This window comes from Devosia sp. (assembly GCF_028290645.1).
In the GTDB taxonomy this organism is placed as follows: Bacteria; Pseudomonadota; Alphaproteobacteria; order Rhizobiales; family Devosiaceae; genus Devosia_A.
This window is the reverse complement of record NZ_JAQGJL010000100.1, coordinates 1-10,718: the sequence shown is the minus strand read 5'-3', so window position 1 is coordinate 10,718 and position 10,718 is coordinate 1. Positions and strand designations below refer to the sequence as shown.

Here is a 10,718-nt window from a genome sequence, read left to right as displayed (position 1 = left end):
TGCCGGGGAGTTCGACCGGCCTGGCGACCCAGAAATGTTCGGTCGAGCCGGCGGCGAACAGGGCGTCGCGGCCCCATTTGTCGTCGAGCAGCATGCCGAAGCCGGGGCGCCCATCGGCAACCTCGGCCGCGGCTTTCACCGCCAGCACCTTGAACGCCGGGATGCGGTCGGTGCGGGTGCCCGCGATGTCCTCGATCTGCTTCCGGTGATCGATGGCAAACGCGGTAAGCCGCGGCCATTGCTGCCGGCGCGTCGTCGCCCAATGCAGGTGGTTCAGCGCCTCGTCCTTGCGCAGCGCCTTGAACCTGCTGCCGTGTTTCAAAAAATAGTCGAGTTCGGTCCAGCTCGGGTATTCCGGCGCGCAGAGCAGGCGGGAGACCGCGAAGGCGCCGCAGGCATTGGCCCAGGTGGCGGAGGTCTCGTGGCTCTCCCCCTTCAGCCAGCCGCGCAAAAACCCCGACATGAAGGCGTCGCCTGCGCCCAAGACGTTGTAGATTTCGATCGGAAAGCCCTTGCCGACGATGCCGCGCTCAAGGTCGTCGCCGATTTCGCCGTCATAGACGATGCAGCCCTTGGCGCCGCGCTTCAGCACCACCGTGGCGTCAGTGACGGCGCGGATGGATTTGAGCGCCTGCAACAGGTCGCTTTCGCCGGCTGCCACCAGCACCTCTTCCTCGGTGCCGACGATCAGGTCGCAATCGGCCAGCACCGGCCGCATCTTGGCCGATACGTAGTCCGATTTGACGTAGCGCTCGAAGCCGGCCGCGTGGCCGGCGAGGCCCCAGAGATTGGGTCGATAGTCGATATCGAACACCACCTTGCGCCCGGCCGCCTTGGCGATGCTGATGGCCTTCAACTGTGCGGCCTCGGCGTTGGCAGTCGAAAAATGCGTGCCGGTCACCACGATGGCGCTGGCCGAGCGGATGAAGTCCTCGTCGATATCGGCTTCGCTCAGCGCCATGTCGGCGCAATCGGTGCGCACGAAGATCATCGGCGAGACGCCTTCCGCCTCGACGGCGAGCAGCACCAGCGCCGTCAGCCGCTCCTCGTCGGTGGCAATGCCGGCGATCTCGACGCCTTCGCGGCGGAGCTGCTCCTTGATGAAGTCGCCCATCTGCTCGGCGCCGACGCGGGTGATGAGCGCCGATTTCAGCCCCAGCCGGGCCGTGCCGACGGCGATATTGGCGGGGCAGCCGCCGACCGATTTGGCGAACGAGCCGATATCCTCGAGCCGGCTGCCGATCTGCTGGCCGTAGAGGTCCACCGACGAGCGCCCGATGGTGATGACATCGAGCCCGGGCTCCGCCATGATCTCCCCCGCGTAGTCTCTGACTGGACAGCTTTCAGCGGCCGTTGTATCCCTCGCGCGAATGAAACGTCAATTCCGATTTTGCAGCTTTCGGAATGAACGTTCCATAAGGGGCGTTCCCCGGGCTGCATCGCGCGCTGCTGGCAGAAGTTCATGACTTTTCGGCAGACTTTTGCGCCATTCGGCACCGTGGAATGCATGGATTTGCAGTTCAGGATGCGGTCAACATCCGTTCATCGGGGAGAATTGAATTGGTCAGGTTTGCTGTCCTGGGCGCAGGACGTATCGGCAAGGTGCATGCGGGGACGATCGCCAACTCAAGCCGGGCGAGCGTCGCCTACGTGGCCGACGCCATCCCCGAGGCGGCCGTGTCGCTCGCCGCGACGGTCGGCGCCAAGGTCGCCTCGATCGACGAGATCCTTGCCTCCGATGTCGAGGCCATCCTGATCGCGACGCCCACCGACACGCATGCCGACCTCATCGAGCAGGCGGCGCGGGCGGGGAAGGCCATTCTCTGCGAGAAACCGGTTTCCCTGTCGGTCGAGCGGATCGAGGCCTGCCTGCCGGTGGTGAAGGCGGCCGGCGTGCCGCTGATGATCGGCTTCAACCGCCGGTTCGACCCGAATTTCGCGAGCCTCCAGAGGCGCTTACGGGAGGGCGACGTTGGCGAGGTGGAGATCGTCACCATCATCTCGCGCGATCCCGCGCCGCCGCCGGTGAGCTATATCGAGCGCTCGGGCGGGCTCTATCGCGACATGATGATCCACGATTTCGACATGGCACGGTTCCTCGTCGGCGAAGAGTTCGTCACCGTGCATGCGCTCGGCAGCGCGCTGATCGACAAGGCCATCGGCGTCGCCGGCGACGTCGATACCGCGTCAGTGCAGATGCAGACCGCCTCGGGCAAGATCGCGGTGATCACCAACTCCCGCCGCGCCACCTACGGCTACGACCAGCGGCTCGAAGTGCACGGTTCGAAAGGCATGCTGCGCGCCGGCAACGTCCACATGACGACGCTGGAACGGGCGGATGGCGGGGGTTTCACGCAGGACGTGATCCAGAATTTCTTCATCGACCGCTACGTCGCCGCCTACACGGCCGAGGTGAACAGCTTCATCGACGCGATGGAGAAGGGGGCTACGCCGACGCCCTCCGGGCAGGACGGGCTCCAGGCGCAGAAACTGGCGGAAGCCGCGACGAAGAGCTCGCAGACCGGTGAGGTGGTGCGGGTCTAGTGCCTTTCGGGCCTTCGCCCTCAAGGCCGTTCGCCTTGCGAACGGGACCCCTCATCCGGCGCTACGCGCCACCTTCTCCCTCAAGGGGAGAAGGGAGTCCCGACTGAGATTTCTCAGTGATCGTCCTTCTCCCCTTGAGGGAGAAGGTGCCCGAAGGGCGGATGAGGGGTGTCGCATCGCTTGCGATGCGCGATCGGAGCAAGGCGACGAGCGACTGGCCCCTCACGATCCCCCTTGGCTTACGTCCCTCAACTCCCTAGTGTCCGGCCGCTTTCCTTACCTCGATTGAGTCCCGTCATGACCGTTTCGCCTTCCGCCCAGTTCGCCGGCAAGATCGCCGTTGTCACCGGAGGCGCCCAAGGCATTGGCGAGGCGACGGCGCGGCTGGTCGCCGAACGCGGTGCCGCGGGCGTGGTGCTGGTTGACCGGCGGGCGGAGAAGGGCGAGGCGGTTGCTAAGTCGCTCAATGCGGCCGGCACCAGGGCGATCTTCGTCGAAGCTGATCTGGCCGATCCGGCAGCCGTGGCCAAGGTCATTCCGGCCGCCGACGCGGCGTTCGGCCGGGTGGATCTCCTCGCCAACATCGCAGGCCTCACCGACCGCGGCACCATTCTCGACACCGATCTCGAGCTGTTCGACCGCATGTTCGCCATCAATGTGCGGGCGCCTTTCTTCCTGATGCAGGACGCGATCAGGGTGATGCAGCGCGAGCGCACCGAGGGGACGATCGTCAATATCCTCTCGGTCAACGCCTATATCGGCTCGCCCAACCTCGCCGCCTACAGTGCGTCGAAGGGGGCGCTGATGACGTTGACCAAGAATACCGCCAACGCGGTCAACCTGATGCGCATCCGGGTCAACGGCATCATCCTCGGCTGGGCCGATACGCCCGGCGAGCACGAGACGCTGAAGAAGTTCCATGACGCGGCGGACGACTGGCTGGAAAAGGCCGAGCCCACCCGCCCGTTCGGCAAGCTGATCAAGCCCGAGGACGTGGCGCGCCTCGTGGCCTTCCTGGGCAGCCCGGAATCGGCGCCGATGACCGGGTCGTGCGTCGAGTTCGAGCAGACCGTGGTGGGCGCAAGTGCCGGCGGGGCGCTGGGATATCCGGTGAAGAAGGCCTAGCCCCTACTTCTCGCCGCGCCGGCTCGCTACCGCGACGGTCAGCGTCATGGCCAGCGCCATGGTGGCGGCCATCGACCGGAACCCCTCGAAATCCGCCTCGACGATCTCCAGCCATGCATCGGCGATCGGGGCGATGGGGCTAAAGATCGAGTCGGTGATCGAGACCACCTTGGCGTGGCGGGCTTTTGCCGCGTGGGCGAGGGTGACGGTTTCGCTGGCATAGGGGGTGAAGCTGATGGCGAGGACCGCGTCGCGGGGGGAGATGAAGCCGATCTGCTCGGCGCCCAGCCCGGCGATGCCGTCGACCAGCATGTTGCGCACGCCGAGCTTGCCCAGGGCGTAGGCCATGTAGCTGGTGATGGGGAAGGAGCGGCGGAGGCCGACGAGGTAGATGGTCTCGGCGCGGGCGAGGATTTCGACTGCTTTATCAAGGGTTTCCGGGTCGAGCTTGAGCCGCAGGTCGGCGACCGAGCGCTCGGCGGCGTCGGCGAAACCCTGGAGCAGGAGGCCCGATTTCGATGCGCCACCGTGCTCGCGGAGCTGCTTCAGGCGCTCCTCGTAGCTCGGGACGCGATCGCGGAGGCGGGCGCGGAACACGTCCTGCAGGTCGGAAAAGCCTTGATAGCCAAGGGCCTGGCTGAAGCGGACGAGGGTAGACGGCTGGACGCCGGAGCGTTGCGCGACGCTGGCAGCGGTGCCGAAGGCAACGTCGTCGGGGTTGTCGAGCGCGAAAGTCGCGACCTGGGTGAGGCGGCGCGGCAGGGTCGGGGCGCGGGCGGCGATCAGCGCGCGCAGTGCAGGAAAGTCCCGCGGCGCGGCGTCGTCCAGTTTGATGTCCCCGTCGTCCATTCCGGCCTCAAAATGCATGCATTCGTCGATGCAAAGTCCAACAAAAGGACAGGCAAAGTCCATGAACTTCTGCCAGTCCGCCCACGTTCGCCAACAACGCTTGACGATCTACCGTAGAATAGAATAAATATTCCATCAACAGGGAATGCGGCACCATTCGTTCCATCTCAATGAGAACGAGGTCGCAGACAAGTCGGGGAGGACCGCAGGCGATGGCGGCAGCGCTGCTCGAAGCCAAGGGGATCTCGAAGTATTTCGGCGCCATCACGGCGCTGCGCGACGTCAATTTCCACGTCGCGCCAGGGGAAGTGCTGGGGGTGGTCGGCGACAATGGCGCCGGCAAATCGACCTTGATGAAGATCCTCAGCGGGCTGTTCGTCCCCTCCGAGGGCGAACTGGTGTTCAACGGCGCGCCGGTGAAGTTCGGAAGCCCGAAGGACGCGCAGCGGCTCGGCATCGAGATGGTCTACCAGGACTTCGCGCTCGCCGGGAACATGCCGATCTACGAGAACATTTATCTCGGCCGCGAGCCGGGAACGAAGTTTGGACCCTTGACCATCGTCGACCACAAGCGGGCGCGGCAGATGGCGTCGGACCATCTCGACCGGCTGCATATTCATGTGAAATCGGTCGACCAGAACACCGAGGATCTCTCCGGCGGGCAGCGGCAGGCGGTGGCGATTGCGCGCGCCACGGCGTTCGACGCCAAGCTCGTGATCATGGACGAGCCGACGGCGGCGCTGGCGATCAAGGAGGTGGGCAAGGTCCTCGACCTGGTGCGCTCGCTCAAGCAGCACGGGGTGGCGGTGATCATCATCTCGCACCGAATGGACGATATCTTTTACTGCTGCGACCGGGTGATGGCGCTTTACCAGGGCACCAATTTCGCCGAGGCGGACCTGCCGAAAACGTCGCGCAACGAGGTCATCGGCTGGATCATGGGCACCAAGGGCCACACGACGTCCCTGGCTCATGACAATATGCATTGAGGGGGGTGGAGTTGAGCAGGACGCACCCCAGCCACGGCGTCATTCCCCCGAAAGCGGGAACCTCCGCTTGCGATCGAGCTGCAGGCGCGAAAACAGAGGTCTCCGCTTTCGCGGGAGATGACCCAGTGGGTGAGGGGAAAATGAGCCTCATTGTTCCCTCAAACGCGACGTCGTCCCAGCGCATTTCGCCCCCCGCGCCTGCTGATAGTTGGGTCCCAGCTTTCGCTGGGATGACATCGAGTTTGTGGGGTGTGCTGCGATGAGCGACACCCCCGCCACCAAGACCGGCTTCTCGCTGAGAGGACCCGGCATGTCGAAATTCCTCGAGGTCTACGGCATCGTCCTGGTCGTCGTGGTGATGATGGCGGTGCTGGCGGCGATCAAGCCGGAGGTGTTCCTGTCGGCGCAGAACCTTACCAACATATTGAAGCAGAACGCGTCCTTGGCGCTGCTGGCGCTCGGCATGTATGTGGTGATCGTCACCGCCGGCATTGATCTCAGCGTCGGCTCGGTGATGGGGCTGGCGATGGTGGCGCTGGCAATGGCGTCGAAAGCCGGGGTGCCGTGGCCGCTGGTGCTGCTGATCGGGCCGGCGATCGGGCTGGCGGTCGGCTGGGTCAACGGCATCGGGCTGACGGTGCTGAAGCTGCCGCATCCGTTCATCATGACGCTCGGCACGCTCAACGTGGCGCGCGGGCTCACCTATCTCATCTCCAACGGCGCGCCGATCTCGGGGCTGCAGCCGGAGGTGCGCTATATCGGGCAGGCCTATTTCGGCTTCGGTCTGCCGCCGCCGGCGGGGTTGCCGGCGAGCCTGATCCTCGTGGCGGTCTGTGCGGTGGGGCTGTGGTTCTTCCTCGAGAAGACGAACATGGGCCGGCATATCTTCGCCATCGGCGGCAATCCGCATGCGGCGCGGGTCTCGGGCATCAATGTCGATCGCACCCTGGTGGTGGTCTACATGATCTCGGGCTTCATGGCGGGGCTATCGGGGCTGCTGCTGGCCGGGCGGACGGATTCGGGCTTTCCCAATGCGGGCATCGGCATCGAGCTCGATGCGATCGCCGCGGTGATCATCGGCGGGGCCTCGTTCTTCGGCGGGCGCGGCACGGTGCTGGGGGTGCTGGCGGGGGTGCTGATCATGGGGATCCTGCGCAACGGGCTCAACATCAACAATGTCTCGGCGTTCTGGCAGCAAATCCTGATCGGCCTGGTGATCATCATCGCGGTTTACATCGACGTGCTGCGGCGGAGGGCGGCGGTGCGGCGATAGGGGTGTGGGAGAGTTCACGGTGCGCATCAGGTCTCCGGATGCGCATTGAAAGACCGGAGACGGAAGAGGTTCAGGGAGGACCATCGCAATGAACAAACTGCTTCTCACGGGCGTGGCGCTGGGTGCGCTGCTCGCCATGGCCGGTTCGGCCAATGCTGCCTATGTGCTCGGCATGAAGGGCCCGGGTGCGGGCAATCCGTTCTGGGCGGCGGTCGAGCAGGGCGCCAAGGACAAGGGCGCCGAACTCGGAGTCGACGTTATCGTCGTGGCCCCGCCTGCCGAGTCCGACGTGCAGGCACAGATCACCCAGATCGAAGACCTGATCGCGCAGAAGGTGGACGGCATCGCGCTCGCGCCCACCGATCCCAACGCGCTGGCGCCGGTGGTGGATGCGGCCAAGGCCGCCGGCATCCCGGTGGTGTTTGTCGATACCCGCGGCACCAATGAAGGCACAACCTTCATCGGCACCAATAACGAAGTGGGCGCCGCGCTCGCAGCCGACTACATGTGCAAGAACCTGCCGGCGGGCTCGGAAGTGGCGATCCTCCAGGGCCTGATTTCCCAGTCGACCGGGCAGGCGCGGGCCGAGGGCGCCAAGAAGGGCCTCGAGGGCTGCGGGCTCAAGGTGGTCGCCGAGCAGACGGCGGAGTGGGACCGGGCCAAGGGGCTCGCCGTGACCGAGAACATCCTCGCCGGCAATCCCAACATCAAGGGCATCTTCGGCAGCAACGACAACATGGCGCTGGGCGCCGTGGAAGCGCTGAAGGCAGCGGCGAAGCTGCAGGACGTGATGGTCGTCGGGTTCGACGCCAATCCGGATGCGGCGGCATCGATCCTGGCGGGCGAAATGACGGCCTCGGTGGCGCAGGCGCCGGGCAACATGGGTGGCCTCGGCATCCAGGCGCTGGTGGACTTGAAGGCCGGCAAGACGCTGGAGCCGTGGATCGACACCGGGACGGTGCTGGTTACGAAGGATAATGCGGCGGACTATCAGTAGGGGCTGTCGCGAAGGGACTGGCGCCCGGGGCTTTGGCTCCGGGCGCTTTTTGTTGGGGGTGAGGTACGATCTCTCGGTCATCTCTCCCCTTGCGGGAGAGAAAGCGATTTCTTGGGCTTAGCACTTCGCCAAGCCTTAGAAATCGCAAGAGAGGGGGTGCAGAGCCACGGTGCCTCCCAAGACCCCCTCTCTTGCGAAAACTAAGGACTTAGCTGCGCCAAGTCCAAGTTTTCGCTTCTCCCCCGCCAAGGGGGAGATGACGACTGAGAGATCGTGGATAGGGAACCCAATTAGATGACCAGCATCGGCGTCGGACTGATCGGGACCGGCTATATGGGCAAGTGCCATGCGCTCGCCTGGAATGCGGTGAAGCCGGTGTTCGGGGAGGGGCCGAGGCCGCGGCTGGTGCATCTGGCGGAGGTGTCGCCGGAGCTGGCGGCGCGGCGGGCGGAGGAGTTTGGGTTCGAGCGCTCGACGTCGGACTGGCGGGAACTGGTTGCCGATCCGGAGGTCGAGGTAGTGTCGGTGACGACGCCGAATGCCTTTCACGCCGAGATGGCGATTGCGGCATTGGAGGCGGGCAAGCACGTCTGGTGCGAGAAGCCGATGGCGGTGACGCTGGGCGATGCGGAGCGCATGGCCGCGGTGGCGCGGGCTTCGGGGAAGGTCACGGCGCTCGGCTACAACTACATCCAGAACCCGGTGATCCGCCATATCCGGCGGCTGCTCGAGGAGGGCGCGATCGGGGAGGTGAACCATGTGCGGTTCGAGATGGACGAGGACTTCATGGCCGACCCCGAGGCGCTGTTCTATTGGAAGAGCGAGGCCTCGTCCGGCTTCGGGGCGCTCGACGATTTCGGGGTGCATCCGCTGAGCCTGATGCAGTTCCTGTTCGGCGGGGTGCGCCGGGTGATGGCGCAGCTGGCGATGCCCTATGCGGACCGGCCGAGCCGGGATGGCGGGCGGCGGAAGGTCGAGACTTACGACATTGCCTCGGTGCTGCTCGAATTGCGGAACGGCGCGTCGGGGGTGATGGCGCTCGATCGCTCCGCCTGGGGGCGCAAGGGGCGGATCGCGATGCAGGTGTTCGGGTCCAAGGGGACGATCGCGTACGACCAGGAGCGGATGAACGAATTCCAGCTTTTTACGGCGAGCGACCGGGCGAGCGAGCAGGGGTTCCGCACCATCCTCACGGCGCCGGTGCATGCGCCCTATGAGCGGTTCATCCCGGCGCCTGGGCATGGACTGGGGTTCAATGAGCTGAAGATCATCGAGTGCCACGAGCTGCTGAAGGCGATCGGCGGGGAGGCGGCGCAGATCGTCGGGTTCGAACAAGGGCTCGAGATCGAGCGGGCGGTGCATGCGATGGCGCAGAGCCATCGGGAGCAAAAGTGGGTGGGCGTCTAGCGGCGCGCTCTCGGCGCGCGGGGTCGATCGTCGCCCGCGCCGATCGCGCAACCTTCGGCTGCGGACCCCTCATCCGGCCTATCGGCCACCTTCTCCCACAAGGGGAGAAGGCAGAGGCGGATAGGCCGGCGACAAGGTTCAGGCCGTGGCAAGGGTCGGCGTGCGGTTCCGGCTTTCCACCCAGTAGATGAAGGCCGAGGCGAGAACGATCAGCGCAGCGCCGGGCCAGAACCAGACCGACGGGACCTGGCCGAGGATGACCCAGCCGAGGAGGCCGCTCAGCGGTACCTTGCTGTCGCCGAAGGGCTGGAGGTAGGTCGCGTCGGCCACCTTGTACGCATAGGCCAGCAGATACTGCGCGGCGGCGGTGAGCGCACCGAGCAGGGCCAGCAGCCACAGCGCAGTGCCCGAGGGGAGCGCGAAGACATTGTTGGCAATGCCGGCCGGCAAGAGGCCGGGGGTGACGATGCCGAGGCCCCAGACGGCGAGCAGGATCAGCAGGTGGTTCGGGGTCACGAGGACGAGCAGCGAGATGGTGAGCGTCTCGGGGCTCTCGCCTTTCAGCGCCAAATACTTGGTGAGGACGTCCGTCGTCCCCCACAGTGCCGCGGCGACGATCGGCACGAGCGTCGTCCAGCCGAGGCTTTCGGTGCCGACGCCCGAGACGATGATGGCGCCGGCAAAGCCGAGCAGCGCCGCAGCGATGCGGGCGGTGGAGGCGCGTTCGCCGAGGAACAGGGTCGAGCCGAGGATGATGAAGAGCGGACCGGTGGCGAGCAGGGTCACCATCTGCCAGATGGGGACGCCCGAGGCGAAACCGTAGACGAAGACATGGACCCCGAGCGCCGAGACGAAAGCCCGGATCTCGTGCGCCAGCGGATGGCTGGTGCGGAGGTTTTGGACGCCGATGCGAAGGATCAGCGGCAGGCCGAGGATGGCGGCAATGACATATTGCCAGAACGCCATGCCGGTGGAGCTCATGCCGTAGCCGCCATACTGGACGGGTGTCGGCAGCACCGATTGCAGCAGGTTGGAGCCGGCAAAGGCGAGCGCGGCCACCAGCATGAAGGCGGCGCCGGTCGCGGCAGAGTTGGTAGTCGAGGAAACCTGGCTCATCGAACGATCCTTTCCGTAGCCTGTTTCCTCAGGGTTACGGGGGAATCGCGATGGGGAATGAAGGCGCGGTGATCCTCAGGATGAGGTGCCGCGCCGACAGAGCCAGCGTAATTTCCCGTTCTCTTTCATCCGGACTATGACCGTCGGCTTCGGAGTTGCACCGAATCTGCTGACCCTTGGAATTGCTTCCGAGGCGCTCGCGGGCTTTGGGCTCTCGCCCATTTACCGCCGGTGGGGAGTTGCACCCCGCCCTGAGAACTTGCCGGCCGAATTTGGCCGACACCGGTGAGATAGACCTCGGGCGGGGTCGGCGCAAGCGGGTACATGGAGGGAACCGGGGGTGGGCTTGCGGGGGGCGACTGACCATCTGGTGGCTGTGGAGCCCCCCCCCAGGCCCCACCCCCCAACGGGGGGGGGG

At 65.6% G+C, this 10,718-nt stretch carries 9 protein-coding genes and 1 riboswitch; of the genes, 6 read left to right on the top strand and 3 right to left on the bottom strand.

The features are described 5' to 3' along the window. Positions 1 to 1,309 (bottom strand): 5-dehydro-2-deoxygluconokinase (gene iolC, locus JWQ89_RS05760; RefSeq protein ID WP_299639202.1); only part of this gene is annotated, 1,309 nt, incomplete at its 3' end. Positions 1,310 to 1,560: 251 nt separating this feature from the next. Here iolC and iolG point away from each other — a divergent pair. Together iolG and JWQ89_RS05750 are read left to right on the top strand one after the other, a co-directional pair. Next, positions 1,561 to 2,544: an inositol 2-dehydrogenase gene (iolG, locus tag JWQ89_RS05755; RefSeq protein ID WP_299639200.1), complete on the top strand. Its 984-nt coding sequence runs from the start codon at positions 1,561 to 1,563 to the stop codon at positions 2,542 to 2,544. Positions 2,545 to 2,841: 297 nt separating this feature from the next. Beyond that, on the top strand, positions 2,842 to 3,669 hold the full coding sequence (locus tag JWQ89_RS05750) for an SDR family oxidoreductase (protein ID WP_299639198.1): 828 nt from the start codon (positions 2,842 to 2,844) through the stop codon (positions 3,667 to 3,669). A gap of 3 nt (positions 3,670 to 3,672) precedes the next feature. Here JWQ89_RS05750 and JWQ89_RS05745 read toward each other — a convergent pair whose 3' ends face one another. Continuing rightward, a complete protein-coding gene (locus JWQ89_RS05745; protein ID WP_299639195.1) occupies positions 3,673 to 4,518 on the bottom strand; it encodes a MurR/RpiR family transcriptional regulator in 846 nt (281 codons plus the stop codon). Positions 4,519 to 4,730: 212 nt separating this feature from the next. On the opposite strand from JWQ89_RS05745, the gene JWQ89_RS05740 reads away from it, so the two are divergent. The 4 genes from JWQ89_RS05740 (at position 4,731) to JWQ89_RS05725 (ending at position 9,184) form a co-directional block, all read left to right on the top strand. Continuing rightward, positions 4,731 to 5,507, top strand: coding sequence for an ATP-binding cassette domain-containing protein (locus JWQ89_RS05740; protein ID WP_299639193.1), 777 nt, complete (start codon positions 4,731 to 4,733; stop codon positions 5,505 to 5,507). Positions 5,508 to 5,766: 259 nt separating this feature from the next. Next, positions 5,767 to 6,780, top strand: a complete 1,014-nt coding sequence (locus JWQ89_RS05735) for an ABC transporter permease (protein WP_299639191.1) — start codon at positions 5,767 to 5,769, stop codon at positions 6,778 to 6,780. Between the two features lie 88 nt (positions 6,781 to 6,868). After that, entirely contained in the window at positions 6,869 to 7,777 is a 909-nt protein-coding gene (locus JWQ89_RS05730) for a sugar ABC transporter substrate-binding protein (RefSeq protein ID WP_299639189.1), read from the top strand. A 294-nt stretch (positions 7,778 to 8,071) separates the two neighbouring features. Further along, a complete protein-coding gene (locus tag JWQ89_RS05725) occupies positions 8,072 to 9,184 on the top strand; it encodes a Gfo/Idh/MocA family oxidoreductase (RefSeq protein WP_299639187.1) in 1,113 nt (370 codons plus the stop codon). Positions 9,185 to 9,322: 138 nt separating this feature from the next. On the opposite strand, the gene JWQ89_RS05720 is transcribed toward JWQ89_RS05725, so the two are convergent. Continuing rightward, positions 9,323 to 10,300, bottom strand: a complete 978-nt coding sequence (locus JWQ89_RS05720) for an EamA family transporter (RefSeq protein ID WP_299639186.1) — start codon at positions 10,298 to 10,300, stop codon at positions 9,323 to 9,325. Between the two features lie 113 nt (positions 10,301 to 10,413). After that, positions 10,414 to 10,563, bottom strand: a riboswitch (FMN riboswitch). Between the last annotated feature and the right edge of the window lie 155 nt (positions 10,564 to 10,718).

Excerpts from the sequence above, each read along its gene's own strand:
- JWQ89_RS05740 (WP_299639193.1), top strand. The coding sequence starts at position 4,731 with ATGGCGGCAGCGCTGCTCGAAGCCAAGGGGATCTCGAAGTATTTCGGC.
- JWQ89_RS05745 (WP_299639195.1), bottom strand. The coding sequence starts at position 4,518 with ATGGACGACGGGGACATCAAACTGGACGACGCCGCGCCGCGGGACTTT.
- JWQ89_RS05735 (WP_299639191.1), top strand. The coding sequence starts at position 5,767 with ATGAGCGACACCCCCGCCACCAAGACCGGCTTCTCGCTGAGAGGACCC.
- JWQ89_RS05725 (WP_299639187.1), top strand. The coding sequence starts at position 8,072 with ATGACCAGCATCGGCGTCGGACTGATCGGGACCGGCTATATGGGCAAG.
- JWQ89_RS05730 (WP_299639189.1), top strand. The coding sequence starts at position 6,869 with ATGAACAAACTGCTTCTCACGGGCGTGGCGCTGGGTGCGCTGCTCGCC.
- JWQ89_RS05750 (WP_299639198.1), top strand. The coding sequence starts at position 2,842 with ATGACCGTTTCGCCTTCCGCCCAGTTCGCCGGCAAGATCGCCGTTGTC.
- JWQ89_RS05720 (WP_299639186.1), bottom strand. The coding sequence starts at position 10,300 with ATGAGCCAGGTTTCCTCGACTACCAACTCTGCCGCGACCGGCGCCGCC.